The sequence below is a fragment of the Leucobacter salsicius M1-8 genome, assembly GCF_000350525.1.
In the GTDB taxonomy this organism is placed as follows: domain Bacteria; phylum Actinomycetota; class Actinomycetes; order Actinomycetales; family Microbacteriaceae; genus Leucobacter; species Leucobacter salsicius.
Map to the genome: position 1 here is coordinate 135,807 of NZ_AOCN01000010.1, position 24,949 is coordinate 160,755.

A 24,949-nucleotide genomic window follows, 5' to 3' on the forward strand; every position below is an offset into this window, starting at 1 on the left:
GGTGTTCCTCTCAGGTAAGTGGGTGGCGTGGCAGCGCGCTACCGGGCGGTCGGAACTGCGTCTCGACGATAGCTGGCGACAAGCAAGGACGCTCCCACAATGACACTCCAGATCGTAAGCGTATCGAAAGCGATGCGCTCAGACACACCGAGGCCAAGTCCGAGCGGCGCTTCCCCCGCCACCACCCCCAGAAAGAGCGCAAAGCCCACCACTGACACGATGCCTGCGGCAACGGTGACGCGCGGCACCAGTCTGGGCACGCTCGTATTCCAGGTCGCACATGCCAGAAAGGCCATGCCCACCCACTGCAGTGGCGCTTGAACAAGGGCCAAGAGATTGTGTAGCTCCGGGTCGGTGTCCCACGGGACCAGGCCGACGCCCACGACTCCGAGGCCACCAAGCATGAGGAACACCGAGGCCGCCCTGCCGCTTCGCCGCCGGGGCCAGAATGACCATAACAGCAACGCACCCAGCGCGAGCAGCAAGCCGCTCACAATGGTGGCGGCATTGGCCAGGACAAACCAAGGCGAGCATACGTAGCGCTCGACGCGGGCGCCCGCATCGGCGATCCCGCACATCGTGGACCCGAGGTCGCTGATGAGGTGCGATCCCCACCGATAGGGTCGCGGCCACTGTGCGGCCACCAGCAGTTGGGCGGGAAGCATCAAGGCGGCGAGCACCCAGCTCCATGCCGCGATCCGGAGTTTATTCACCCCCAGACCCTATTACACAGTCGTAGCCATTCTGGCATCGAACGAACCCACGTTAGGCCTTCTCGACCGGCGGGGCTAGCCGCGGCGAAAGATGCCGAGCGGACCAGCAGCTTGGCGCTCGATCGCGGCCGTCAGCTTCGCAGCGTCCACGCGCCAAATGGAGTGACGCTTGGTGCCGATCAGCACCACCGGGATGTTCTCCGAGTGCTTTCGCGCGAGCGCCGCATCCTCGAGAATATTGAGCTCAACGAGCGTCGTGTCGACACCGCGCGCAGCCAAATCGGCACGCACCGCCTCGACCACCGCGCGAGCGTCGTCGCACAGGTGGCAGCCGGGCTTGCCAATCAGGGTGATCTCTACTGTGCTCACAAGCTTCAATTCTACGGACCCGGAGTTCGTCACCAGAGCAGGGACGGTACGGGGAAAGCAAAAGGCGCCGAGTCCGAAGACCCGACGCCCACCGTCGATCGCGCGTTACGCGCCTCGACTACTTCTTGTTGCGACGCTGGTGACGCGTCTTACGAAGCAGTTTGCGGTGCTTCTTCTTGGACATACGCTTGCGGCGCTTCTTAATTACTGAACCCACGGTCACCTCACAACGTCTAAAGGGCCGTCGGATTCGGGGCCCACAAAACACTTATCCTACCCGACTGCCCCGGCCCAGCGCGAATTCACGGGCGAACTCGCCGCAAATTATTGAGAAAACGGGGCGATTGCGCGATCCGGATCACGCGGCGAGAGTTCAGGTACGCAGCTTGAAGCGTGCGACGAGTTCCTTCACGCGGGTCTCAGCACGAGCGGCTGCGCGTCCGATGCGCTCGGCTGCGGCGGCAGCCTCCTCGGGGAGCACCTCTTCGCCTTCAACATCGAGAAAGGAGTCGTCAGACCCGGGACCCTCGACGCGCTCGCCCGTCTCCGACAGATATTCGACCGTCACCTCGGTGTCGAACCCCGCGGTGAGGAAGGGAATCACAAAGTCCTCAACCATTTCGAGGGGCTCGGCATTCAGCGTGTAGAGGCGATGCTGGCCGTCTTCACGCACGGTGACGAGCTCTGCCTCGCGCAGCACCTTCAGGTGCTTGGAGACGGTGGGCTGACTGATCTCAAGTTGCGCAACGATTTCGGACACGCTCATTTCGGCGTCCGTGCGGTGCCGCTCGAGCAGCGCCTGCAGGATGTCGCGCCGCGTTTGATCGGCGATGACTCCGAAAATGTCTGGCATACCTTCAGCGTAGTCGACGCGCCCCGCCTTATCGCGTAGCGTGCCAGGCGACTTCCCACCCGCGCGTGCCCTGTGTAGCATGAAGCTTCTGGGTGCAAGCATGTTGAGCCCACGATGAGTCTCGCGCGAGTGCGCAGAAAGAAGTTGCTGTGAGGGCACGCCAACCGACCCATCGGGGTTCTGGCCAGCTCACCCTAACGTCGTGGGCCAGCGGCATGATTCATTCATCGCCCGCACGATTCGCGCTACTGGTGTTCACCGCGCTGATCCTGCTGTGGACGGCGCTTCTCTCGTTGCCGATCGCGAGCGCGTCGGGCAAGATGACGCACCTTGCCGACTCGCTGTTCACCGCCGTCTCTGCGATCTGCGTGACGGGACTGTCCACGATCGACATGGCCACGCACTGGTCACTGTTTGGCGAGATCGTGATCCTCGCGGGCCTGCAGATCGGCGGTATCGGCGTACTGACGCTCGCCAGCATTCTGGGACTTACCGTCACGAGACGCCTCGGACTGCGGCAGCGACTGCTCGCCGCGGGCGACACGAATCCCATGCGCATGGGACGTGGGGTGTCAGAAAGCCAGGCGGTCGGGCTCGGCGAGATCGGCGGACTGCTCGCGGCCGTCGCCACCAGCCTTGTGGTGATCGAGGTCGCCCTGACCGCGCTCATCACGCCCCGCCTCATGGCCGCCGGCTACGACTTCTGGCACGCCCTCTGGAACGGCTTCTATCTCGCAGCCTCCGCGTTCACCAACACCGGCTTCGTGCCCCTCAAAGGCGGGCTCGAGCCCTTCGTCGAGGATGTGTACATGCTCAGCGTGCTGGGCATCGGCGTGTTCTTGGGTGCGATCGGATTTCCCGTCATTTTCGCGCTGTATCGATACGTCACGGGGAGCGGGTGGCGGTCGCACAAGCGCCTGGGCCTGCACACCAAGCTCACCCTCTCCACGACGCTGATCTTTGTCATTTTTGGCTGGCTCGCGATCGCGGGGCTCGAATGGAACAACCCAGCCACCTTGGGCAGCGAGGGCCTTGGGCAAACTCTGTTCAGCTCGGCCTACATGTCGGTGATGACCCGGTCTGGCGGGCTCGGCATCATCGATCCGCTCGACATGAATGGCTCGACCATGCTCGTCATGGACATGCTCATGTTCGTGGGCGGCGGCTCGGCGTCAACCGCGGGCGGCATCAAGGTCACCACGATCGCGGTGCTGTTTCTTGCGGCGTACGCTGAGGCTCGCGGCTACAAGGACATTCAGGTCTTTGACCGCCGGATCCCCACCGAGGTGCTGCGCGTCTCGGTCTCGGTGCTCATTTGGGGAGCCACGATCGTGCTCGCCTCCACCGTCACGCTGCTGCATATGACGGGCAAACCGCTCGACATTGTACTGTTCGAAGTCATCTCGGCGTTTGGCACCTGTGGGCTGTCCACCGGGCTCTCTGGCGAGCTGCCGGACGCGGGCAAGTATGTGCTCGCCGCCACCATGTGGGCGGGCCGCGTCGGCACCGTCACTCTCGCCGCGGCCGTCGCCGCGACGAGCCGTTCTCGACTCTTCAGTCTCCCCGAAGAAAGGCCGATCGTTGGTTGATATTCGCAGTGATGCACCGGTACTCGTCATCGGCCTGGGGCGCTTCGGCGCCGCCACGGCAGGGCAGCTCGACCGCCAGGACCGCGAGGTCCTCGTCGTCGACACCGACCAAGGCCTCGTGCAGAAGTGGGCCGATCGCGTCACCCACGCGGTGCAGGCCGACGCCCGTTCGATGGACGCGCTGCGCCAGATCGGCGCCTCCGACTTTCAGATCGCGGTCGTCGCCACCGGCGCCTCGATCGAGGCGAGCGTGCTCATTGCCGCCAACCTCGTCGACCTCGGCATCCCCCAGATCTGGGCCAAGGCAATCTCTGCCTCGCACGGTAAGATCCTCGAGCGCATCGGCGTGAACCACGTCATCTACCCCGAGCGCGAGGCCGGCGAGCGCGTCGCCCACCTGCTCAGCGGCAGCATGCTCGACTTTATTCAGTTCGACGACAACTACGTGATCGCGAAGATGTACCCGCCGCGATCGATCCGGGGCCGCTCGCTCGCCGACAGCGGCGTGCGCACGCGGTACCGCGTCACCGTCGTCGGAGTGAAGACGCCGGGTCAGCCGTTTACGCACGCCACGCAGGAAACAGTGGTGTCGCCACACGACCTGATCATCGTAAGCGGCACGGCCGCCGATGTGGAGCGCTTCGCCACCATCGGGTAGTTGAGGCTGCGCGGGTGGCCCGGGCGGCGCGGGTCTCCCGAGCCGCCGCACGCTACGCTCGGGGGCATGAACGATGCTGCGGGGCGCCAGGCCCTTCTTCGCGCCACAATCGTCGTGGTGGCCGCCGGCGGACTGCGGGCACTCACGTATCGGGCGGTCGCGTCAGAAGCGGGTGTCTCGCACGGGCTCGTGCGCCACCACTTTGGTACCCGCGACCAGCTCATCGCTGAGGCCATGGAGTTTGCGATTGGCGAGAGCCTCGCGGGGTCGAACATGGTCGAGGCCGTCGCGAGCTTCGACGACTTCGCGGCGGGCATCGAGTCCCTCGCCGAGAGCGACGGCGAGATCCAGTCGTTTCAGTACGAGCTGCTGCTTGAGGCCCGCAGGCGCCCCGAACTGGGTGAGCTCGCGGCCCGGCACTACAACGCCTATCACGACGCCATCATTGCCCAGCTGGGCAGGCTCGGCGTCAATGACCCCGAGCTCGCGGACCTGATCTGGTTCGCGCTCGACGGCATCGTGTTCAAGCAGCTGGTGGCCCCGGGTGACGCCGCCCCGGCGCTGCGCCGCGTGCGCGCACTCGTGGCGCAGGCCGCCAACTAGGGCTGCGGCGGTGGCCGCGATCCGGCGCCATATTTTCGCACGCCAGCTTGACTATCCATTTGGATAGTTTTAGGCTGGCGCTACCTGCGGGGCGCTGTTGCCCCATCCCGGCGCAGTGGCCGGGCGGGCCACGAAGGGACACGCAGCCGTGCCAGATATGCAGCCAGACACGAAGATCGATTTCATCTATCTCAACGAGCCCGACATGATTCGTGCCGGCGTCACCGACATGCCCGCGTGCGTCGACGCCATGACCGACGTGCTCGACCTTTTCGCCCGCGGCGACTACCGCATGGCGGGCCCCGAGAACAATGCGCACGGCGCGCAGGTGTATTTTCCTGAGGCCGAAACGCACCCCGGCATGCCCGTCGATGGCCCGGATCGCCGCTTCATGGCGATGCCCGCGTATCTCGGCGGCGACTACCAGGTGACCGGCTGCAAATGGTACGGCTCGAACGTGGAGAACAAGCAGCTCGGCCTGCCCCGGTCGATCCTCATGTTCACGCTGAACGACAAGGACACGGGCGCCCCGCTCGCAATCATGTCGGCCAATCTGTTGAGCGCGTACCGCACCGGCGCAATCCCCGGCGTGGGCGCACGCTTCCTTGCACGCGAGGACGCCCAGGTCGTGGGCATCGTGGGCCCTGGCCCCATGAACCGCACCTCGCTCGAGGCGTTCATGGCGGTGCGCCCCCAGATCAACCACGTCAAGGTGGCGGGCCGCGGGCAAGCAGGGGTTGATGCGTTCATCACCTGGGCGCGCGAGAAGTTTCCGCAGATCACAATGATCGAGCAGGTCGCCGACATGGAGCAGGCGGTGCGCGACTCAGACATCGTAAGCATCGCGGTGCCGAGCAAGATGGGGTCAGAGAACTACCCCTACGTCGCCGACGAGTGGGTCAAGCCCGGCGCCTTCATCTGCTGCTCGGCGCACCTGGCGCTCGAGGAGTCGCTTGTGATGCGTGCCCGCCACGTCGCCGACGCCCGCAAGATTTACGAGGCCTGGGCCGAGGAGATCCCCGCCCCCGTGCACGAAACCGTGGGCATCTGGGGCATGCACCTTGTTGACCGAGTGAACGACGGCCGCATGACCCGGGCACAGTTCGAGGATCTCGGGGAGATCATCGGCGGCTCGAGCGTGGGCCGCACGAACGACGACGAGATCATCATCTTCTCGGTCGGCGGCATGCCCGTCGAGGACGTTGCATGGGCGACGCACGTCTATCGCAACGCCCTGGAGCGCGGCATTGGCACTTCACTCAATCTCTGGGACACCCCGGCGCTCGCCTAGCTCGCCCCCCTCCACGTCTCACTAACTCACTTTTGAAAGCGAACCCCATGGAACTTCAGAAAACCGACGTACTCGTCATCGGCGCGGGCAGCGTCGGCTCGATGGCACTGTGGCAGTTGAGCAACCGCGAAGGCCTCGATGTCGTCGGTATCGAGCAGTACGGCCGCGTGCACTCGCACGGCTCGTACGCCGGCGAATCGCGCGTATTTCGCACGGCCGTGCACGAGGGCGGCACCTACGTTCCCCTGATTCAGCGCTCTCGCTCACTGTGGCGCGAGCTCGAAGCCGACTCGGGCCGCGACATCTACAAGGAAGTCGGCTGCCTGTCGATCGCCCCCGAGGGGTTCCCCGATTTCGAGGGTGCGCTCAGCACCGTGCGCGAGTTTGACCTGCAGCACCGAATCCTCGACACCGCCGAGCTGCGCCGCGAGTACCCGCAGCACCGCATCAACGACGGCGAGGTGGGCCTCCTCGATGCGCACGGCGGCGGCCTGCGCCCCGAGGTCGCCATTATGAGCGCTCTGACGGTCGCCGAGGCGAACGGCGCGAAGCTGTTCTTCAACACCTCGGTCATTGATGTCGAGGAGCGCCCGAACGGTGTGGTCGTGCGCACGACGCAGGGTGCTTGGCTGGCCCAGCGGGTCGTCGTCGCGTCCGGATCCTGGTCGACCCGACTGTCGCCCGAGCTCAACGACCTGCTGCGCTTGCAGGTGCTCGGCCTCACCTGGTTCCTGCCCGAGCGCCCCGAGATGTTTGTTCCCGAGCGGTTCCCCGCGTTTCTGCGCGACGTCGGATCGGTGCACTTTTTCGGGGCCCCGAGCTTCGACGGCTACGCGTTCAAGGCCTGCACGAACCCCGACTGGCCCGTCTACCGCGATGTTTCTGAGGTGCCGAAGCATCACACGCGCGAGCAGCTGATCAGGATCGGGCAGCGCGCCGCCGAGCTTTTTGACGGCATCAACCCTGAGCCGGTGCGCGAGAGCGTGCACCACTGCGCGTACACCCCCGACCGCCTGCCGGTGGTCGACCGGGGTGATTCGGGCCGCATCGTGACGATTGCGGGGCTCTCGGGTCACGGCTTCAAGTTCGTGCCGCAGCTCGGCGAGTGGGCGGCACAGCTAGTCGCGGGCGAGGAGACGACGGTGGACCCGCGCTTCGCGCTGGCCTCACACATGGAGCGCCTCGCCGAGCTCGGCCCGTACACGGGCGGCGGCCACTAGGCGCTGGCACCCCAAACCTCAGGGCCGCTCCGGGCCTCCGGCCTCCGGCCTCCGTGTGCAAGGAAATGCGCGAGAAGTTCCGCTTTAGATCGATTCAGAAGCGGAACTTCTCGCGCATATTTTGTTTTAGCCCCGATCGACCGCTTCGAGGTGCCATGCCGAACCTCGTGGCGCTCCCGTGACCGTGAACTCGATGGTGTCCCGCTCGACCACCAGATCTTCGGCGATCAGCTGTAGTGATAGTCCTTCATCAGCTGGCGCGCAGTCGAGCTCGTACGCCCCGAAGTTCCCAATTTCTACCGGAAGGGTCCCCTCGACTCCGGTGCACATTCCCCAGGCGCTGAACTCCTGGCCCTGGTCGTACCCCGACAGAATCCCCACTGACGTGTCTTCCCCGCCAGGGGGTTGGTAAATGCTGGCCCAGCCGGCGATGCTGCCCAGCGACTCCTTGCCGAGCGTCTCGAGTTGCGCGGCTGCCACGGGCTGCAGCTCCTCCACGAGCGCGGCCACTTTCTGATCTTCGGCGTCGAGGTTCACGGGCGGTCCGACAGCGCAGCCCACGGTCCCTACAAGTAGACCACCTGCGACCAAGCCCGCACCTCCCACGCGAAGCGCCCGGGCCTTCAGTCCCTTGCGAGGGGTCGCAGCATCCGCGTGGGTTCTGGCGCACAACAGCCATGTCATAGCCAAGACCCTACTGCCTTTCTTGAGCGATCCTGCCCAAGCGTCACCGATGACGCGCGAGACTCTTGACTTCACCCCACACCTGTTTGTTATAGTTCTAATACAACTAATCAACCACGGAGACGCCATGCCCCACGCAATCGAGGTCACCGGCCTCAGCAAGACATTCGGCACCGTGCACGCGGTGCAAAACCTCAGCTTCACGGCCCAGCCCGGCCGGGTGACCGGGTTTCTCGGCCCCAACGGCTCAGGCAAGACCACTACGTTGAGCATGCTGCTCGGCCTCGCCCGCCCCGACGCCGGCACCGCCACAATCGGCGGCAAGCGCTACGACGAGCTCGAGCATCCCGCCCTTACAGTCGGCGCCTCACTGTCGGCCAACTTCCACGCCGCCCACACAGGCCGCGCGCACCTCGACATTGCACGCCGCGCGATCGGTGCCAGCCCGGCCCGCGTCGACGAGGTGCTGGGCCTCGTGGGACTCACCGACGCCGCCGACCGCAAGACCGGCGGCTACTCGCTCGGCATGCGCCAGCGCCTCGCCCTCGGCACCGCACTGCTGGGCGACCCGGACGTGCTCGTGCTCGACGAGCCCATCAACGGCCTCGACCCCGAGGGGATTCGCTGGATTCGTCTCTTCCTGCGCCACCTCGCCAGCGAGGGCAAGACCGTGCTCCTGTCGTCGCACCTCCTGAGCGAGGCACAGCACACGGTCGACGACCTCGTCGTGATCCGGCGCGGCGAGCTCGCATTTGCGGGCTCGCTCGCCGAGCTACAGCGCGGCACCCGCACCGTGCTCGCCGAGGCCACCACCCGGGCCGGCCACACGCGGCTCGCCGAAGCCCTCAGGCGGGCTGGCGGTGAGGTCATCGACACCGCTTCCCACGGCGCGCACGCCGCGGGGGCTGGGCAATCCGCGACCCAGGCCCCGCTCAGTGTCACCGGCCTCGAGCCGCAGCAGGTGGGCGAGATCGCCTTTGCCACGGGTGTGCCGCTCGCGCACCTCAGCGCCCCGGGCACCGAGCTCGAGCGCAGCTTCCTCGAACTCACGGGAGACGATCAACCCGCGCCAGCTGCCGCAACGTCGGTCGCACAGTCTGCACCCGCCACTTCCGAAGGAGCCTCCGCATGAGCCGCCTGACCCGCAGCCTGTCGGCTGAACTGCGCAAGGTGCGCGCCACGAAACTGTGGTGGATCCTCGCGCTCGTCATCGCCGCCTATTCAGCGATGATGGCGGCCGTGTTCGTGTTCATGTTCGGGGCGGTGCCCGACGCTGTAATGGGTGCGGGCACCGCTGGCGCGGCACCCCCCGCTGCCCCCACAATGCCGCCACAGACGATCGCGAACCTCGTGTACTCCTCGGTCTCGACCTTCGGCTACGTCGTGCCACTGCTGTTCGGCGCGCTCGCGGTCACGGGCGAGCTGCGCCACCGCACGCTCGGCCTCGCGTTCCTGTTCGAACCCAAGCGCGGCATCGTACTCACGAGCAAGACCATCACCGTGTTCGTGATCGGCCTCGGCCTCGGCGTTGCGGGCGTGATCGGCGCGATCGCGGCGGCGCTCCCCGTTTTCAACGCGACGGGCGGCGATCCGATGCTCGGCTCGGGTGAGACCTGGGCGCTCATCGCCCGCGTCGTCGTGGCAATCGGCCTGTGGGCGGTGCTCGGTTTCGGTGTCGGCGTGCTCGTCAAGAATCAGGCGTTCGCCATCGTGCTCGCCCTGGTGTTCACCCAGTTCATCGAGCCCGTCGCCCGCATGGGCGCGCAGTTCTGGGACTGGAGCGCGCAGGTCGCCAAGTTTCTCCCCGGAGCCGCGAGCGACTCCTTCGTGGGCGCGAGCGTCATGAACAGCCTGTCCTCGGTCGACCCCTCGGTCGCGGACGGCGACGCCGCCTCGCTCGGCATCTGGGCAGGCTTCGCGGTGCTCGCCGCGTACGCCCTCGTCGCGGTCGCGGCCGGCTGGGCACTGCGCTGGCGCGGCGACGTGGAGTAGCGAGCCGGGGCGCCGCGATCCGGATCAATGCCCTGCGGCGTGAGCAGGCTCGGGCGCGCGCGTCCCCGCGATTTAGCGGGGGCGCAGCGTCGAGTGCTGCTGCACCCAGCTGTACATCGTGACCGCAGCCGCGGCCGACGCGTTGAGTGAGCGCGTCGAGCCGTACTGCGTGATCTCGACGACGGCCTCGGCTGCGGCAATCGCCTCGTCGGTGAGGCCGGGGCCCTCCTGTCCGAAGAGCATGACACAGCGCTCGGGCCAGTCAAACGTCTCCATGGGCACGCAGCCGGGCACGTTGTCGATCGCGATGACCGGGATGCCCTCCTCGCGTGCCCATGCGGCGAGCGCCGCGATGTCCTCACGGTGCTCGACGTGCTGGTAGCGGTCGGTGACCATCGCGCCGCGTTTGTTCCAGCGGCGACGACCCACGATATGCACGGTGTCGGCGGCGAACGCGTTGGCGCTGCGCACGATCGAGCCGATGTTCATGTCGTGCTGCCAGTTCTCGATCGCGACGTGAAACGAGTGGCGCTGCTCGTCAAGGTCGGCGATGATCGCCTCCATCGTCCAGTAGCGGTAGCGGTCGATGACGTTGCGGGAGTCGCCGTGCTCGAGTAGCTCGCGGTCGTAGAACTCCTCGGTGGGCCACTCCGCTTCGCCGCCGGGCCACGGGCCGACACCCCAGGTGCTGCGCTCGGGGTGCGGGTTGTCCGCGAGCGAAGCTGCGGGGTTCGAGGCGGGCTGTTCTGAGGACTGTGCAGCAGGCTGCGCAGCGGGTTCTTCGGCGTGAGTCACCCGCCCATTCTCCCAGGCTTATCGCCCCCAACCTACGCGCCGGCTGCCGCCGCCTCGATCTCGCTCCGCCACACGCCCAGCTCGACCGGGTCGTCGGTCACGATGAGATCGATGCCGCGCTCGATCGCGCGATCCCACCGCTTCGTCTTGTTGAGGGTGTAGGTGAGCGAACCGATGCCGGTGGCGCGGAGTTCAGCGAGCAGGTCCAGATTGCGATCAATGAGCTTCGGGCGACCCCCGACGGCCGACACCTCGAGTTCCTGCGCGAGGGATACTGTGCGCGCATCCCACTCGCGCGTCAGCATGACCCGCGCAAACTGCGGCGCAACCTGTTGCAGCCCCCGCAGAGTCTCTTCGTCGAAGGACTGCAGCGCGACCCGGTTGACCATGTAGCGCGACTGCAACAGGTCAGCGACGTCCGAGAGCTGCTCGGTGGTCCAGTCCCCCTTCAGCTCCACGAGCGCGCGCACGTTTGCGGGTTCGAGTACATCGAGAAACTCCTCGAGCGTGGGCACCCTCTCCCCCGCGTTGGCCGGGTCGAACCAGCCGCCCGCATCGAGGGCCCGCACCTCGTCGAAGGTGTGCGTCGCGATCGGACCGCTGCCATTTGTGGTGCGGTCGAGCGTCGGGTCGTGCAGCAGCATGGGCACGCCGTCGCTCGTGAGTTGCAGGTCGGTCTCGACGAAGTCGACCCCCTGCTCGATGGCGATGCGCATGGCGGCAAGGGTGTTTTCTGGGGCGAGCGCCGCGGCCCCCCGGTGCGACACGATACTCACGGATCCTTCGCGATGCAGGGCACCGTGCAGTTGCATCGTGCTCGCGGCGGCCGCGTGCGGGGTCGCACCAAACAACACGACCAACAGCGTCACGAGTGCCCACGCCACACAAGCCGTGCGTAGCGTTACCCGCCGCAACGAATCGGTGTGCATGTGCGCCCCTCTCACCGCGCTCCATCACGCGATGCCAGAAAGCATAACTCAGTTCGTTACCGTTTTGTGATATTAATTTCGGGGCCGCTGCCTCCCATATTCGTGCGGCTCGTAGACGCCGCCCGACACCCCGCATAGAGTCGAGACGAGGAACGGGGTGCCGGGCAACCGGCTCACATACCCCACCCCGGGCTTCACACCACCCCGCAGCGACGCAAGGAGTCCCCCGTGATCCACGAGCAGCACAGCTTCCGCCTCACCCACGGCTCCTACGCGGCCGAGATCCTCCTCGCTGGGGCCACCCTTTCAAGACTCACCCACGCGGGCCGCGATCTCATTGCCCCGGCCGACTCTCCCCACGCCCCCGGATTCGCGGGGGCGCTGCTCGCCCCGTGGCCCAACCGGGTGGTCGACGGCCGCTACCTCTTCGCTGGCGAGGTGCGCGAGCTCCCCATCAACGAGCAGGGCCGCCATCACGCGATCCACGGGCTCGTCCACAATCTCACCTTCGCGCTCGCCGAACCGCACACCGCCGACGCGCTGAAGCTCACTGCCACGCTCGAGCCCACCGCGGGCTACCCGTGGCGGCTGCAGTTCACCGCACACTTCGCGCTCGTCGACACTGGCCTGGGCTACGGCCTCACGGCCGAGAATCTGTCGCCCGATCCGGCACCCTATGGCGCGGCCACCCACCCCTACCTCACCGCGGGGCCCGGGCCCGTCGACACGTGGCGCCTCGAACTCGCGGTGCGAGAGCGGCTCGAGGTCGTGCCGGACCGCCTGATCCCGCAGTGTCTCGCCCCGTGCGCGGTCTTCGACGGTCCCATCGGCGAAGCGCGCCACGACCACGCCTTTACCGGCATCGTGTGGGAGGGCGGTGACTCGACCGATCAGGGCTCCGCGCGGGCGCGCGTCTGGGCCCCCGAGGGCACCGGGGTCGAGATTGCATGGGATCGCGGCTGCCCCTGGGTGCAGGTGTACACCTGCGACCTGGGCGAGAACATCCCCAACGATCGCGCGGCGCTCGCTGTCGAGCCAATGACCTGCGCCCCCGATGCGTTTAATTCGGGCGTCTACCCGTTCAACACGGGCCTCGTAACCCTCGAGCCCGGGGCTAGTCACGATGTCGGCTGGCGCATTTCGGCGCTGTAGTTTTCGCAAGTTCGAGGCGACTGGGGGCGCGGATCCGGGCCGATCGTCATCCCCGGCGACCGGACCCCGGATTCGGGCTACCGCGCCAGCCGCACGATCGCGGCGATCCCCGACGCAACTGCGGTGTTCGCGTCGAGCGACGAGATGGCGTTTGGGGTGCTGCGCGCCCTGCACGAAGCGGGCAAGCGCGTGCCCGAGGACGTGTCGGTCGTGAGCGTCGACGGGATCCCGCTCTCGGCCTACGCCTCCCCCGCGCTCACCACGGTGAAGCAGCCGTTCGAGGAGCTGGGCCGCGCCGCGGGGCTAACGACTGGCACCCATTCCACTGTCAACACACAGATGCCCTAGGTTGGACGGTTTAGAGCGTTCTAAACCGTCCAACCTAGGGCATCTGAGCGAACGAATCGTGGGCCTAGGAGGCCCAGAGTGGCGTGAAGCTGTGCTGCTCGATCCGGCTCGTCGCAGCCTTAGACGCGTACAGCGAGAGCACCTCGCTGGCGCGGGACGGGTCGGTCGCGCACGCGGCAACAGCCCCCGCGAAGACGGTGTCAATCTCGCACCCCAACGGCATGACGCCGAGGATGCGGATGCCGGGCTGCCCCACGAGTTCACTGAGCTGTTGGAACCCGAGGCTCACCTCGCGCTCCGCGAGCAACCGCGCAACAGGAATGCCCGGCCGCGCTTGCACGAGTCGGCCTGCCAGGGCGGCGTCTAGCCCCCAACCGCTGATCTGACGAAGCAGGGCGGTGCCGCTCGGACCCGTGGAGTACCCGACATTGGCCGCGCTCAGCAGCGCAGCTTGCAGCTGATCCGGCCCCGCAAATGCGGCCCCGCCGTCCCATGCCGCGGCATCGACGCCGTCGGTCGGCACGGCCACGGCCACCTGCGACCCCAGCAGCGGCGTGACGGTCGCGGGGTCCACGTGACCGTCGGCCGCAAGCTTCTGCAGCGCGCCGAGCGCGAGGAACACGAGATCGACCCGCTCACCCGCAGCCACTCGCGTCGCCGCGTCGACTCCGCCGACCGATTCGATCTCGATCGGCGGGTGCCCCGCGGCGAGCGCCAACTCACCCAGGTCGGCGAGCACGTGGCGCGTCGCCATCGACGAGAGGGCTTTCACGCCCGCGCCGCCTGCTGCTGCAGGGTCACGCCAGCTGCTCCTGAAGTTCGCCCAGCACGCGGTAGCAATCCATCACCTGACAGAGCGACGAATTCGGCTCGCGCCCCTCGCGGATCGCGCTCACAAACTCGCGATCCTGCAGCTCGATGCCGTTCATACTGACCGCAACGTTCGATACATCGATGGGCTCATCGCGGCCATTGAAGAGGTCGTCGTAGCGCGCAATGTACGTCTCGGTGTCGCCGATGTAGCGGAAGAACGTGCCGAACGGCCCATTGTTATTGAACGACAGCGACAGGGTGCAGATGGCACCCGTCTCGCTCTTGAGCTGGATCGACATGTCCATCGCGATGCCGAGCTCGGGGTGAATGGGCCCCTGGATGGCGTTGGCCTGCACGATCTTGCCCGCCTGGTAGGCGAACAGGTCGACCGTGTGGGCTGCGTGGTGCCACAGCAGGTGGTCGGTCCAGGAGCGCGGCTCGCCCTTTGCGTTCGTGTTGCTGCGGCGGAAGAAGTACGTCTGCGCATCCATCTGCTGCACGTTGAGCTCGCCCGCGTCGATTTTGCTGCGCACAAGCTGGTGCGAGGGGTTGAAGCGGCGTGTGTGGCCGACCATCGAAACGAGTCCCTCGGCCTCAGCCGCCTCGGCTGCCGCGAGGGTTTCCTGCGCGTCGGCGAACGAATCAGCGAGCGGGATCTCCACCTGCACGTGCTTGCCCGCTGCGAGGACCGCCCGCGTCTGCGCGGCGTGCTGCTGCGTCGGTGTTGCGAGGATGACGGCGTCGACGTCGTCGCGCTCGAGCACTGCTTCGAGGCCGACCACGGCGTTGGGCACGCCGTGCTTGTCGGCAACCGCCTGCGTGGCTTCGGCGCGAGTGCCGGCCACGACCGTCACCTCGGCGTCGGGGATGTTCGCCAGACCATCGAGGTGCTTCATGCCGAACGCGCCGGTGGCGCCCACGACCGCGATGCGAACCTTGTTATTCACCATTCGTGTCTCCTCGTACTAGTTCTGGTCGGGGGTGTTCGCGGCAGTGTTCGCGGGCGCATTTTTCGGCGCACCGGGGTTCGACATCACCAGGTGGCCGACGGCGGTGTTCGAGGCGGGCACATGGTAGAACCGGTGGTCAACCGAGGGTGCGTCACCCTGGAACTGGTCGTCCATCGCCCCGCGGGCGATCAGCCAGTCCACGAGCTCGATGCCCTCGGAGCCCGCCTCATCGACGTACTCCATGTGATCCCAATCGGTGAGCCCCAGCGGATCAGCGATGAGGTGATCCAGGAACGCATTGTCCCACTCCTCGTTGATGAGGCCGGCGCGCGGGCCCTGCAGCTGGTGGCTCATGCCGCCCGTGCCCCAGATCTGCACGTTGAGCTCAGGGCCGTCCCACTTGTCGAGCGCGCGGCGCAGGGCCTTGCCCAACTCGTAGCAGCGGCGGCCCGAGGGCACCGGGTACTGCACGACGTTGACGGCGAGCGGAATAACCTTGACGGGCCACTCATCCTCAGGGTCGAGTTCACCGTAGACGAGTGAGAGCGGCACGGTGAGCCCGTGGTCCACGACCATCTCGTTGACGAGAGTGAGGTCGAAGTCGTCCTGGATCACCGACTGCGCGATGTGCGCGGCAAGCTCGGGGTAGCCCTTGACGTCGGGCACCGGGCGGGGGCCGTAGCCCTCGTCGGCGACGGGGTACTCCGCCCCCGTGCCGAGGACGAAGGTCGGAATGATGGAGGAGTCAAACGCCGTAGCGTGATCGTTGTACACGAGGATGACGACGTCGGGCTTGTTTTCCTTCGCCCACTGGCGGGTCCACTCGTAGCCCGAGAACACCTTCTTCCAGTAGGGCTCTTCGGTCTTGCCGAGATCCATGGCTGCGCCGATGGCGGGGACGTGCGACGTAAACAGCGCCGAGGTGTACTGGGCGGGCGCATTCTTGCGAAACACCTCGGCCTTCTCACCCTTGGCGGGGGGCATCCAGCCGTCGAGGCGCGGGCGCGGTGTTTGCCGACCTCAATACGGCTTCCCCTACCCTCAAGGCCGAGCTCGCCTCCGACGGCGAGGCGCACGGCGTGCGCTTTGCCGACGTCGCGGTGCTTGCCCCCGTTCCCCGTTCGGGCGTGCGCACCCCGCTTATGACGAGCGGCCCCGGCGCCGAGCAAGCACGGGATCTGCTCGCCGCGTCCGGGGCCGTGGTTGAGGCGATCCCGGGTGACGCGGGCGACGCCGCGGCCCGCAAGCTGCTGCGCAGCGTGTTCATGAAGGGCCTCGCCACGACCGTGATCGAGAGCCTCGAGGGTGCACGGGCCGCGGGCTGCGAAGACTGGCTGCGCGGCCAGATCATCGCAGAGCTCTCTGGCGACGCTGGCGCGCTCATCGATCGCCTCGAGTCCGGATCACGGCAGCACGCGGGTCGCCGCGCCCACGAGGTCGCCGACGCGGGCGACTACCTCGCCGCACTCGGCAAGCCCCACTGGGTCGCCGACGCGGCAGGTCAATGGTTTGCTGAGCTTCTCAGTGCCAAAGAGGCCGAGAGTCCCGAAAGCAGACCGACTCCGTAACATGTCGTTCCCCTGCTGCACAGGGCCAGGCAGGCCAAGGAGCCCGGGCCACAGTGTGGCCCAGGCCCCTTGATCCGGAACGTCAGCCGTCGACTACTCGACCACGAGCCCCTCACCATCGGGGGCAACGTCGACCCGCACCGTCGATCCGTCGCGCACAGTGCCCGAGAGGATCGCCCTCGCGAGCTGGTCGTCGATCTGCTTCTGCATGAGTCGACGCAGCGGCCGTGCACCGTAGACCGGGTCGTAGCCGGCCGTCGCGAGCCAGGCCCGCGCGGCCGGAGTGACTTCGATCGTGAGGCGCCGGTCTGCAAGACGGGTCTGCATGCGGTCGATCGAGAGCTCGACGATCTGCGCGAGGTTTTCGATCGACAGCGGGTGGAAGATCACCATCTCGTCGAGCCGGTTGATGAACTCGGGCTTGAACGCGCGACGCACGGTCTCGCGCACCGCGCCCTCCTTCTCGCCCCACGTCAGGTCGGGGTCGATCAGGTATTGCGAGCCTAGATTCGAGGTCAGAATCAGAATCACGTTTCTGAAGTCGACCGTGCGACCCTGGCCGTCGGTGAGCCGGCCGTCGTCGAGCACCTGCAGCAGCACGTCGAACACCTCGGGGTGCGCCTTCTCGACCTCGTCGAGCAGCACGACCGAGTACGGCCGACGCCGCACAGCCTCGGTGAGCTGGCCGCCCTGCTCGTAGCCGACGTACCCGGGAGGCGCGCCGACAAGCCGAGACACCGAGTGCTTCTCGCCGTACTCCGACATGTCGATACGCACCATGGCGTGCTCATCATCGAAGAGAAACTCGGCGAGCGCCTTCGCGAGCTCGGTCTTACCGACGCCGGTGGGCCCGAGGAACAGGAACGATCCGGTGGGCCGGTTGGGGTCGGCAATGCCGGCGCGCGTGCGACGCACCGCGTCAGACACAGCCTCGACCGCGTCAGCCTGACCGATCAGCCGCTTGCCCAGCTCACGCTCGAGCGACAGCAGCTTCTCGGTCTCGCCCTGCATCAGACGCCCGACGGGAATGCCCGTCCAAGCCGCCACGACGCCCGCGATCTCCTCGTCGGTCACCTGATCACTGACCATGCGCGGCTCGTCGCCGCTCGACCCATCGGATCCGGATCCGGCCGCCTCGGCACTTTCGGCCTCGGCGAGCTGCTTCTGAATGACTGGAATCTCGCCGTAGAGCAGCTTCGAGGCTTTCTCGAGCTGGCCGTCGCGCTGGGCGAGGTCGGCCTCCATACGCAGCTGGTCGAGCTTCTCGCGCAGCGCACCCACCCGATTCAGGGAAGCGCGCTCGCGCTCCCATCGCGCCTCGAGCCCGCTCAGCACCTCGTTCTTTTCAGCCAGGTCCTCGCGCAGCTTCGCGAGACGCTCCTTCGAGGCCTCGTCCTTCTCCTTCTTCAGCGCGAGCTCTTCGAGCTTCAACCGGTCGACGGCGCGACGCAGCTCGTCGATCTCGACGGGGGCCGAGTCGATTTCCATGCGCAGCCGACTCGCGGCCTCGTCGATCAGGTCGATGGCCTTGTCAGGCAGCTGGCGAGACTGAATGTACCGGTCAGACAGCGCAGCGGCCGCGACGAGCGCGGAGTCAGCGATCGTCACTTTGTGGTGCGCCTCGTACCGCTCCTTGAGCCCGCGCAGAATCGCGATCGTGTCCTCGACTGAGGGCTCGCCGACGTACACCTGCTGGAAACGCCGCTCGAGCGCCGCATCCTTCTCGATGTACTCGCGGTACTCGTCGAGCGTGGTGGCCCCGATGAGTCGCAGCTCGCCACGTGCAAGCATCGGCTTGAGCATCTGCGATGCGGCCACCGAACTTTCGCCGCCGCCCGCGCCCATGAGCGTGTGCAGCTCGTCGATGAAGGTGATGTATTTGCCGTCGGATTCCTTAATCTCGGCGAGCACCGCCTTCATGCGCTCTTCGAACTCGCCGCGGTACTTTGCGCCCGCGATGAGTGCCGAAATGTCGAGGGAGATCAGTTCCTTGTCGCGCAGCGACTCGGCGACGTCGCCCGCAACGATGCGCTGGGCGAGGCCTTCTACGACGGCCGTCTTGCCGACACCGGGCTCGCCAATCAGCACCGGGTTGTTCTTAGTGCGGCGGGTGAGCACCTGGCTCACGCGTCGAATCTCTGCGTCGCGGCCGATCACGGGGTCGAGTTTGCCCGAGCGGGCCACCTCGGTGAGGTTGATGCCGAACTGCTCGAGTGCGCTCTCGCCACCCTCGCCCTCGGCTGGCTGCCAGTTTGCTTGCATGTGGGAGTCCCTTCTCGTCCATCAGACGCTGGGCGACGCATTGCGACCCCGAATACTCGGTGAGTCACTTTGTCGTCCAGCAAACTTGAGTGTTCTTGACTCAAGTTTACATCCTCTTACCGATTTACACCAGTAGGGATACACTCAATTCACGCCTCGCGCGGAGGTGCTCAACGACGAGCACCGGCATCTCGGAGGGACACTCGTGACCGACCACTCGACCGACATTTCGCCCGGCACACAGCCCCGCATTCCGCACGGAATCCGCTGGTCAGCGGCCACCGCCGCCTTTCAGATCGAAGGGGCCCGCGACCAGGGCGGCCGCGGACGCACCATCTGGGACGACTTCGTGGACACACCGGGCGCCGTCATTGACGGCGCGACCGCCGACCCGGGCCCGGGCAGCTACCACCGCTTTCACGAGGACGTTGACCTGGCCAAGCGGCTCGGCCTGGACCGTTACCGCTTTGGCATCTCGTGGGCACGCATCGTTCCCGACGGTTCGGGTACCGTCAACCGGCAGGGACTCGACTATTACTCCCGGCTCGTCGACGCGCTCATTGAAGCCGGCGTCACCCCGTTTCCCACCCTCTACCACTGGGACCTACCGAGCCCACTCGAGGCTGCGGGCGGCTGGTTGAACCGCGACACCGCTTACCGACTGGAGGAATACGCGGCCGCCATCTCGGGCCACCTGGGTGACCGGGTCAAGCACTGGTACACGATCAACGAGCCAGCCATGACCGCGCTCGAGGGCTACGCGATCGGCACCCTCGCCCCGGCAAGGCAGGAGCTGTTCGGGGCGCTCCCCGCCGCCCACCACCAGCTACTCGCCCATGGGCTCGCGATGCGGGTGCTGCGCGAGGCGGGCGCAGAGCAGGTGGGCCTCACCAACAATCACACGCTCGTGCGCCCCCAGTCAGACTCCCCCGAAGACATGATGGCCGCGGGTGCCTACAACATGATCCACAACCGGGTGTTTGCCGATCCGGTACTGACCGGGCAGTACCCCGAGCTCGCGGCCCTCGGGCTACCGGAGATGCCCACGCAGCCCGGCGATATGGAGCTCATCAGCGCTGGCCCCGACTTCTACGGCGTGAACTATTACAACCCCACGACCGTGGCCGCGGCCCCTGAAGGCAGCCCGCTGCCCTTCGACCTCGTGCCCACTCCGGGCGCCGAGACGACCGGCTTCGGGGAGATGTGGCCCATCGTGCCCGAAGCGCTCACGGCCATGCTCACTGGCCTGCGTGACGACTACGGCGATGCCCTGCCGCCCATCATCATCGCCGAGAACGGGGCCTCATTCCCCGAACCGGATCGCGCCGCAAAGATCGACGATACGAACCGCATCAGCTACCTCGCGGGCCACATTCAGGCCGTCGCCAATGCGATCGCGGCCGGGGTCAACGTCGAGGAATACACCGTGTGGTCACTCATCGACAACTTCGAATGGGCTGCGGGATACACGCAACGCTTCGGCCTCACGCACGTCGACTACGAGACCGGCGAACGCACGCCCAAGGTATCGTTCGACTGGCTGTGCGGGGTCATCGAGCGGTCACGCACATGACCGGCGGGGCCACTCGCAGCACGCGGAACCGAGTAGGAGGTTGGTGGTTCACGCTCTTCACGCTCGCCTGGCTCGTGATTTGGACGGCGCAGCTTACCCCGCTGCAGCTCCTGTTGCCGCTCCAGCTCGACACCCCCGATAGCGCGGCGGGCTGGGTCTCGGGCGTCGTGTCCTCGGGCATCGTGCTGGGCGTGGGCGGGCTCGCCGGAGTGATCGCGGGCCCGGTGGCGGGAGCGCTGTCCGACCGCGGCATGTCGACACGACCCGGCACTCGACGTCGCCCCTGGGCGCTCGGCGGAATCTGGCTCGCCGCCGCTTGCCTGGTGCTGACTGGCATGAGCCAGGGCCCCTGGCTCGTGGGCGCTTCCTGGGTAGGAGTCTCGATCGGCCTCGCGACGGCATCGGCCGCATTCACCGCAATGATCGCCGACCAGCTGCCCGCCGCGCAGCGTGGAGCTGCGTCCTCGGCCGTTGGCTCCTCGCAGGCGGTCGGTATCGTGCTCGGCGTGGGCGCCATCGTGCTCCTCGGGCTCGGCGTAGTCTCCGGCTATCTCGTACTCGCCGTCGCGATCGCGGTCGTGGGTACGGCGACGGCGCTGCTCTTGCCGGATCCGGCCCCCCTGGCCCTTCCGGGCACCTCGGCCACCGGCACTTCTGCCCCTAGGCACGCGCTCGATCCCCTGGATCCGGATCCAGTTGCCCCAATCGCCACCAACCGCAGCCTGCTTGATTCGCTCGCCGATCGCGACTTTCGCTGGATGCTGATCGGCCGGCTCATCGTCAACATCGGAAACGCCCTCGGTACCGCGCTGCTGCTGTTCTTTCTGCTCTACGGCATCGGGCAACCACACGCGACGGCTGAGGGAAACCTGCTGCTCCTCATCGTCGTCTACACCGTGTTCGTGGTGCTCGCATCGATCGGCGTGGGCGTCGTCTCAGACCGGATCGGCCGCCGCCGCCGCCTCACCGTTGCGTGCGCCGTTATCCAGGCGACCGCGGGCATTGTAATTCTCGTCTCACCGACGTTCGAGGTGACGATGATCGCGGCGGCCTTCATGGGTGTCGGCTACGGCGGGTTCTCGACCGTGGGCCTCGCGTTCGCAACCGACCTACTGCCGAGCTCGCGCGACAACGCCCGCGATCTGAGCGTTGTCAACGTCACCGCGGCACTCGGCCAGCTCCTCGGCCCCGTGATCGGCGCGGGCCTCGTCGCGCTCGTGGGCGGCTTCTGGCTGCTGTTTCTCGGTGCAACGCTGCTGTCCCTCGTGGGTGCAGGCCTCACGGCGCTCGCACGGGAGACGCGGGCGGGGGCCGCGGTTCCGGATCCGGCTACGCGCTAGTTCGCCAGCGCCGTTCGCCGGTCTCTAGTCGGATGATGCGCGAGCATCGTTGCGCTCCCTCCGTCTGCCGGGTTCACGGCCCAGCGGGTACGCTTACTACGTTAGATCAGCAGTCCTACCGAAAGCACGGAACTATGTCGAAGATCGCCCTCGTACGCCAGCCCAGCTCGAAGCTCGACGATGGAATCGTCGACCACATTGAGAAGGTCACGGTCGACATCGACCGTGCACGCGAGGAGTGGCGCGGCTACGTCTCGGCACTGCAGGCACACGGTTGGCAGACCATCGAGGTCGAGCAGGCCGACGACTGCCCCGACTCGGTGTTCATCGAAGACACCGTCGTGATGTACAAGAACGTTGCCGTCATCAGCCGCCCCGGTGCCGACAGTCGCAAGCCCGAGACCGACGGCACCCGCAAGGCGCTTGAGGAGCTCGGCTGCGCGATCGCCGAGATTCGCGAGCCCGGCACCCTTGACGGTGGCGACGTGCTCAAGGTCGGCGACACGGTCTACGTCGGCCGCGGCGGCCGTACGAACGGTGAGGGCATCGCGCAGCTGCGCCGCCACCTCACCCCGCTCGGCGCAACGGTTGTCGCCGTGCCCGTCACGAAGGTGCTGCACCTGAAGACCGCGGTAACGGCGCTGCCCGACGGCACCGTCATCGGCTACCCCGAGTTCGTCGACAACCCGGCGATCTTCGACCGGTTCCTGCCAGTGCCCGAGCCCCACGGCACCGCCGTCGTGATCCTCGGCGACAACGAGCTCATCATTTCGGCGTCGGCCCCCAAGACCGCCGAGATGCTGCGCGAGCTCGGATACACGGTCTCGACCGTGGAAATCGGCGAGTACGAGAAGCTCGAGGGCTGCCCCACCTGCCTGTCGGTGCGGGTGCGCGACCTGATGTAATCCCTGCGGGCCATGCGCCCGCGATCGACTTTGGCCTTGTGGCGGTTTCTCACCTGAGAACCTGCCACAAGGCCAAAGTCGTTTGTGGGCAGCCCCTATCCAAGGCGCCCGCACGCCCCTACAGTGGGGCACATGGTGAACTATCGCTTTCTCGGCAACAGCGGTTTCAAGGTCTCAGAGATCACGTACGGTAACTGGATCACTCATGCCTCTCAGGTCGCAGACGACGCGGCGCTGAAGACGGTGCACGCCGCGCTCGATGTTGGGATCACGTCGTTCGACACCGCCGACGTGTACGCGAACACGGCAGCTGAGGCGGTGCTCGGCCGAGCCCTCAAGGGGCAGCGTCGCGCGGGCCTCGAGATCTTCACCAAGGTCTTCTGGCCGACCGGCCCGAAGGGCCCCAACGACATGGGGCTCAGCCGCAAGCATATTTTCGAAGCCATCAATGGCTCGCTCGAGCGCCTGGGCACCGACTATGTCGATCTCTATCAGGCGCACCGCTACGACCACGAGACGCCGCTCGAGGAGACGATGCAGGCGTTCGCCGACGTCGTGCGTCAGGGCAAGGCGCTCTACATTGGCGTTTCGGAGTGGACGGCCGAACAGTTGCGTGAAGGCCACGCCCTCGCCCAACAGCTCGGCATTCAACTCGTGTCGAATCAGCCGCAGTACTCCATGCTGTATCGCGTCATCGAGGGCAAGGTCGTGCCGGCTTCAGAGGAGCTCGGCGTCTCGCAGATCGTGTGGTCGCCCATGGCGCAGGGCGTGCTCTCGGGCAAATATCTGCCCGGTCAGCCGCTGCCTCCGGGCTCACGGGCCACGGACGACAAGAGCGGCGCCCAAAACATCAAACGGCTGATGAGCGACGACATCCTCGAGGCTGTGCAACGGCTCGTGCCCATCGCGGCAGAGGCCGGGCTCACGATGCCGCAGCTCGCGATCGCGTGGGTCTTGCAGCACCCCAACATCGCCGCCGCGCTGGTGGGTGCCTCTCGCCCTGAACAGCTCGCCGACACCGTCAAGGCCTCCGGAGTGAGGCTCGATGCCGACACGATGCAGGCGATCGATGCAGCGCTCGGCGGTGCCGTGTACCGCGATCCCGAGGCAACATACTCGTCCTCGCCGCCGCGTCGGCCCGTGTAACTTCGACCCACTGCAAAGGAGCGACCAACAATGCGCATCACTCGGTACGGCCAGTCGGCGCTACTGCTCGAGACAGGCAGCACACGGCTGCTCATCGACCCTGGATCATTCTGCGAAGATCACGTCTTTGGGATCACCGAACTCGATGCCATCCTGATCACCCACGAGCACCCCGATCACTGTGATGCGGCCCGGATCGGTGCCCTGCTCGAGGCGAATCCGACGGCGCCCGTGTTCGCCCCTGCCGCCGTAATCGAATTGCTCGGCCTCAGTGGTGACCGCGTCCGCCCGGTCTCCCCGGGCGCATCCACCCAGCTCGGCGACCTGCACATCGAATCGGTCGGCACCACCCATCAGGAGATCCTGCCTTCAATCCCCCGCTGCGCCAACTCGGGCTTCGTCGTCACAGACACAGACGGGAAGCGACTGTTCCACCCGGGCGACAGCTACGAGACGATTCCGCCGGGCATCGACGTGCTCGCGGTGCCGCTCCAAGCGCCCTGGAGCAGCCTACGCAAGACCGTCGATTTTGTGCAGGCCGTCGCCCCGGCACGCATATTCCCCATTCACGATGGGTTCCTCAATGAAAGCGGCCGGGCACTCAGCTGGAATCTGCTGACCAGCGCGGTCGGCCCGGGCATCGGGATGTACGCCACTGCCGAAGGCGAGTAGCGTAGCCCTAGGAGGTCAGCATGCTGCGTGACATAGAGGTTCAATTGCCCGACGACGGCACCACACGATTTGGGGAGCTCGCTCCCGGGGCCGCGCTCGTCGTCAACGTCGCCTCGAAGTGCGGGTTCACCCCGCAGTACGCGGGCCTCGAGGAATTACACCGGGAATTCGCACCGCTGGGACTCGCGGTCATCGGGATGCCCTGCAACCAGTTCCTCTTCCAGGAGCCGGGCACCAACGAGGAGATCGCCGAATTCTGCTCGCTCACCTACGGCGTCGATTTCCCACTGCTCGCCAAGGGCAAGGTGAACGGCCCGGGCTCAGCACCGCTGTTCAAGGAGCTGCGGCGCGCCAAAGATCCATCGGGCAGGGCCGGATCAGTGCGTTGGAACTTCGAAAAGTTCATCGTCAGCCGTGACCCCGCCACTGGCGGCGCACCCCAGATCGTGCGGTTCCGGTCAAGCACTGAGCCCGACGATCCGGCACTGCGCGCCGCGATCGAGGCAGCGCTCGCGGCGTAGCCG

The 24,949-nt window shown here is 66.6% G+C and carries 27 protein-coding genes; 16 read left to right on the forward strand and 11 right to left on the reverse strand.

Annotation, left to right across the window (positions count from 1 at the left end):
• Nucleotides 1-38: 38 nt before the first annotated feature.
• The 4 genes from C795_RS0103605 to C795_RS0103615 all read right to left on the reverse strand — a co-directional run bounded on the left by C795_RS0103605 (nucleotide 39) and on the right by C795_RS0103615 (nucleotide 1,935).
• Entirely contained in the window at nucleotides 39-713 is a 675-nt protein-coding gene (locus tag C795_RS0103605; RefSeq protein ID WP_026139424.1) for a DUF998 domain-containing protein, read from the reverse strand.
• 75 nt (nucleotides 714-788) lie between these two features.
• Nucleotides 789-1,082, reverse strand: a complete 294-nt coding sequence (locus tag C795_RS0103610; RefSeq protein ID WP_017792395.1) for a glutaredoxin family protein — start codon at nucleotides 1,080-1,082, stop codon at nucleotides 789-791.
• A gap of 118 nt (nucleotides 1,083-1,200) precedes the next feature.
• The gene (locus C795_RS16815) at nucleotides 1,201-1,299 is read right to left on the reverse strand and encodes a 30S ribosomal protein bS22 (RefSeq protein WP_005504750.1); all 99 of its coding nucleotides are present in this window, start codon (nucleotides 1,297-1,299) and stop codon (nucleotides 1,201-1,203) included.
• 156 nt (nucleotides 1,300-1,455) lie between these two features.
• Entirely contained in the window at nucleotides 1,456-1,935 is a 480-nt protein-coding gene (locus C795_RS0103615) for an ArsR/SmtB family transcription factor (protein ID WP_017792396.1), read from the reverse strand.
• A 215-nt stretch (nucleotides 1,936-2,150) separates the two neighbouring features.
• On the opposite strand from C795_RS0103615, the gene C795_RS0103620 reads away from it, so the two are divergent.
• The 5 genes from C795_RS0103620 (at nucleotide 2,151) to solA (ending at nucleotide 7,296) form a co-directional block, all read left to right on the forward strand.
• On the forward strand, nucleotides 2,151-3,524 hold the full coding sequence (locus tag C795_RS0103620; RefSeq protein ID WP_017792397.1) for a TrkH family potassium uptake protein: 1,374 nt from the start codon (nucleotides 2,151-2,153) through the stop codon (nucleotides 3,522-3,524).
• Complete coding sequence (locus C795_RS0103625; protein WP_017792398.1) at nucleotides 3,517-4,182, forward strand: potassium channel family protein; 666 nt, start codon at nucleotides 3,517-3,519, stop codon at nucleotides 4,180-4,182. Before C795_RS0103620 ends, C795_RS0103625 begins: the two co-directional genes overlap by 8 nt.
• Nucleotides 4,183-4,248: 66 nt before the next feature.
• Complete coding sequence (locus C795_RS0103630; protein WP_017792399.1) at nucleotides 4,249-4,785, forward strand: TetR/AcrR family transcriptional regulator; 537 nt, start codon at nucleotides 4,249-4,251, stop codon at nucleotides 4,783-4,785.
• A 157-nt stretch (nucleotides 4,786-4,942) separates the two neighbouring features.
• Entirely contained in the window at nucleotides 4,943-6,076 is a 1,134-nt protein-coding gene (locus tag C795_RS0103635; RefSeq protein WP_017792400.1) for a tyramine oxidase subunit B, read from the forward strand.
• 47 nt (nucleotides 6,077-6,123) lie between these two features.
• The gene (gene solA, locus C795_RS0103640; RefSeq protein ID WP_017792401.1) at nucleotides 6,124-7,296 is read left to right on the forward strand and encodes an N-methyl-L-tryptophan oxidase; all 1,173 of its coding nucleotides are present in this window, start codon (nucleotides 6,124-6,126) and stop codon (nucleotides 7,294-7,296) included.
• A gap of 126 nt (nucleotides 7,297-7,422) precedes the next feature.
• On the opposite strand, the gene C795_RS0103645 is transcribed toward solA, so the two are convergent.
• Nucleotides 7,423-7,833 (reverse strand): hypothetical protein, encoded by a 411-nt coding sequence (locus C795_RS0103645; RefSeq protein WP_017792402.1) that lies wholly within the window; start codon nucleotides 7,831-7,833, stop codon nucleotides 7,423-7,425.
• A gap of 274 nt (nucleotides 7,834-8,107) precedes the next feature.
• Between C795_RS0103645 and C795_RS0103650 the strand changes: the two genes are divergently transcribed.
• Nucleotides 8,108-9,112: an ABC transporter ATP-binding protein gene (locus tag C795_RS0103650; RefSeq protein ID WP_017792403.1), complete on the forward strand. Its 1,005-nt coding sequence runs from the start codon at nucleotides 8,108-8,110 to the stop codon at nucleotides 9,110-9,112.
• Entirely contained in the window at nucleotides 9,109-9,972 is an 864-nt protein-coding gene (locus tag C795_RS0103655) for an ABC transporter permease (protein WP_017792404.1), read from the forward strand. The genes C795_RS0103650 and C795_RS0103655 overlap by 4 nt, the downstream gene beginning before the upstream one ends.
• 72 nt (nucleotides 9,973-10,044) lie before the next feature.
• On the opposite strand, the gene C795_RS0103660 is transcribed toward C795_RS0103655, so the two are convergent.
• Nucleotides 10,045-10,767: a TrmH family RNA methyltransferase gene (locus C795_RS0103660; protein WP_017792405.1), complete on the reverse strand. Its 723-nt coding sequence runs from the start codon at nucleotides 10,765-10,767 to the stop codon at nucleotides 10,045-10,047.
• 32 nt (nucleotides 10,768-10,799) lie between these two features.
• Nucleotides 10,800-11,696: a glycerophosphodiester phosphodiesterase gene (locus tag C795_RS0103665; protein WP_017792406.1), complete on the reverse strand. Its 897-nt coding sequence runs from the start codon at nucleotides 11,694-11,696 to the stop codon at nucleotides 10,800-10,802.
• A gap of 228 nt (nucleotides 11,697-11,924) precedes the next feature.
• Here C795_RS0103665 and C795_RS0103670 point away from each other — a divergent pair, with 228 nt between their 5' ends.
• Together C795_RS0103670 and C795_RS0103675 are read left to right on the forward strand one after the other, a co-directional pair.
• Nucleotides 11,925-12,848 (forward strand): aldose epimerase family protein, encoded by a 924-nt coding sequence (locus C795_RS0103670; RefSeq protein ID WP_017792407.1) that lies wholly within the window; start codon nucleotides 11,925-11,927, stop codon nucleotides 12,846-12,848.
• A 48-nt stretch (nucleotides 12,849-12,896) separates the two neighbouring features.
• Complete coding sequence (locus C795_RS0103675; RefSeq protein WP_269569944.1) at nucleotides 12,897-13,196, forward strand: substrate-binding domain-containing protein; 300 nt, start codon at nucleotides 12,897-12,899, stop codon at nucleotides 13,194-13,196.
• A gap of 64 nt (nucleotides 13,197-13,260) precedes the next feature.
• On the opposite strand, the gene C795_RS0103680 is transcribed toward C795_RS0103675, so the two are convergent.
• Genes C795_RS0103680 through C795_RS0103690 form a run of 3 tightly spaced genes read right to left on the reverse strand, consistent with a single transcriptional unit; the run spans nucleotide 13,261 to nucleotide 15,943 of the window.
• A complete protein-coding gene (locus tag C795_RS0103680; RefSeq protein ID WP_017792409.1) occupies nucleotides 13,261-13,968 on the reverse strand; it encodes a substrate-binding domain-containing protein in 708 nt (235 codons plus the stop codon).
• A 25-nt stretch (nucleotides 13,969-13,993) separates the two neighbouring features.
• A complete protein-coding gene (locus C795_RS0103685; RefSeq protein ID WP_017792410.1) occupies nucleotides 13,994-14,959 on the reverse strand; it encodes a Gfo/Idh/MocA family oxidoreductase in 966 nt (321 codons plus the stop codon).
• Between the two features lie 15 nt (nucleotides 14,960-14,974).
• Entirely contained in the window at nucleotides 14,975-15,943 is a 969-nt protein-coding gene (locus C795_RS0103690; RefSeq protein WP_017792411.1) for a class III extradiol dioxygenase subunit beta, read from the reverse strand.
• A gap of 23 nt (nucleotides 15,944-15,966) precedes the next feature.
• Here C795_RS0103690 and C795_RS15085 point away from each other — a divergent pair, with 23 nt between their 5' ends.
• Complete coding sequence (locus C795_RS15085) at nucleotides 15,967-16,527, forward strand: NAD(P)-dependent oxidoreductase (RefSeq protein WP_017792412.1); 561 nt, start codon at nucleotides 15,967-15,969, stop codon at nucleotides 16,525-16,527.
• A 93-nt stretch (nucleotides 16,528-16,620) separates the two neighbouring features.
• On the opposite strand, the gene C795_RS15090 is transcribed toward C795_RS15085, so the two are convergent.
• On the reverse strand, nucleotides 16,621-18,789 hold the full coding sequence (locus C795_RS15090; RefSeq protein ID WP_017792413.1) for an ATP-dependent Clp protease ATP-binding subunit: 2,169 nt from the start codon (nucleotides 18,787-18,789) through the stop codon (nucleotides 16,621-16,623).
• A gap of 205 nt (nucleotides 18,790-18,994) precedes the next feature.
• Here C795_RS15090 and C795_RS0103705 point away from each other — a divergent pair, with 205 nt between their 5' ends.
• The 6 genes from C795_RS0103705 to C795_RS0103730 all read left to right on the forward strand — a co-directional run bounded on the left by C795_RS0103705 (nucleotide 18,995) and on the right by C795_RS0103730 (nucleotide 24,946).
• Nucleotides 18,995-20,362 (forward strand): GH1 family beta-glucosidase, encoded by a 1,368-nt coding sequence (locus C795_RS0103705; protein ID WP_232225422.1) that lies wholly within the window; start codon nucleotides 18,995-18,997, stop codon nucleotides 20,360-20,362.
• Nucleotides 20,359-21,702, forward strand: coding sequence for an MFS transporter (locus C795_RS0103710; protein WP_017792415.1), 1,344 nt, complete (start codon nucleotides 20,359-20,361; stop codon nucleotides 21,700-21,702). Before C795_RS0103705 ends, C795_RS0103710 begins: the two co-directional genes overlap by 4 nt.
• A 134-nt stretch (nucleotides 21,703-21,836) precedes the next feature.
• A complete protein-coding gene (ddaH, locus tag C795_RS0103715) occupies nucleotides 21,837-22,607 on the forward strand; it encodes a dimethylargininase (RefSeq protein ID WP_017792416.1) in 771 nt (256 codons plus the stop codon).
• A gap of 132 nt (nucleotides 22,608-22,739) precedes the next feature.
• Nucleotides 22,740-23,753, forward strand: a complete 1,014-nt coding sequence (locus tag C795_RS0103720; protein WP_017792417.1) for an aldo/keto reductase family protein — start codon at nucleotides 22,740-22,742, stop codon at nucleotides 23,751-23,753.
• Nucleotides 23,754-23,783: 30 nt separating this feature from the next.
• Nucleotides 23,784-24,425 (forward strand): MBL fold metallo-hydrolase, encoded by a 642-nt coding sequence (locus C795_RS15095; protein ID WP_017792418.1) that lies wholly within the window; start codon nucleotides 23,784-23,786, stop codon nucleotides 24,423-24,425.
• 20 nt (nucleotides 24,426-24,445) lie between these two features.
• Nucleotides 24,446-24,946 carry a glutathione peroxidase gene (locus tag C795_RS0103730; protein WP_017792419.1) on the forward strand — a complete coding sequence of 167 codons (501 nt, stop codon included), beginning with the start codon at nucleotides 24,446-24,448 and terminating at the stop codon, nucleotides 24,944-24,946.
• Nucleotides 24,947-24,949: the final 3 nt, after the last annotated feature.

Coding starts and splice junctions, on each gene's coding strand:
- C795_RS0103710 (WP_017792415.1), top strand. CDS start 20,359: ATGACCGGCGGGGCCACTCGCAGCACGCGGAACCGAGTAGGAGGTTGG.
- C795_RS0103685 (WP_017792410.1), bottom strand. CDS start 14,959: ATGGTGAATAACAAGGTTCGCATCGCGGTCGTGGGCGCCACCGGCGCG.
- C795_RS0103730 (WP_017792419.1), top strand. CDS start 24,446: ATGCTGCGTGACATAGAGGTTCAATTGCCCGACGACGGCACCACACGA.
- C795_RS0103620 (WP_017792397.1), top strand. CDS start 2,151: ATGATTCATTCATCGCCCGCACGATTCGCGCTACTGGTGTTCACCGCG.
- C795_RS15090 (WP_017792413.1), bottom strand. CDS start 18,789: ATGCAAGCAAACTGGCAGCCAGCCGAGGGCGAGGGTGGCGAGAGCGCA.
- C795_RS0103650 (WP_017792403.1), top strand. CDS start 8,108: ATGCCCCACGCAATCGAGGTCACCGGCCTCAGCAAGACATTCGGCACC.
- C795_RS0103615 (WP_017792396.1), bottom strand. CDS start 1,935: ATGCCAGACATTTTCGGAGTCATCGCCGATCAAACGCGGCGCGACATC.
- ddaH (WP_017792416.1), top strand. CDS start 21,837: ATGTCGAAGATCGCCCTCGTACGCCAGCCCAGCTCGAAGCTCGACGAT.
- C795_RS0103630 (WP_017792399.1), top strand. CDS start 4,249: ATGAACGATGCTGCGGGGCGCCAGGCCCTTCTTCGCGCCACAATCGTC.
- C795_RS0103655 (WP_017792404.1), top strand. CDS start 9,109: ATGAGCCGCCTGACCCGCAGCCTGTCGGCTGAACTGCGCAAGGTGCGC.
- C795_RS0103690 (WP_017792411.1), bottom strand. CDS start 15,943: ATGCCCCCCGCCAAGGGTGAGAAGGCCGAGGTGTTTCGCAAGAATGCG.
- solA (WP_017792401.1), top strand. CDS start 6,124: ATGGAACTTCAGAAAACCGACGTACTCGTCATCGGCGCGGGCAGCGTC.
- C795_RS15095 (WP_017792418.1), top strand. CDS start 23,784: ATGCGCATCACTCGGTACGGCCAGTCGGCGCTACTGCTCGAGACAGGC.
- C795_RS0103635 (WP_017792400.1), top strand. CDS start 4,943: ATGCAGCCAGACACGAAGATCGATTTCATCTATCTCAACGAGCCCGAC.
- C795_RS0103720 (WP_017792417.1), top strand. CDS start 22,740: ATGGTGAACTATCGCTTTCTCGGCAACAGCGGTTTCAAGGTCTCAGAG.
- C795_RS0103665 (WP_017792406.1), bottom strand. CDS start 11,696: ATGCACACCGATTCGTTGCGGCGGGTAACGCTACGCACGGCTTGTGTG.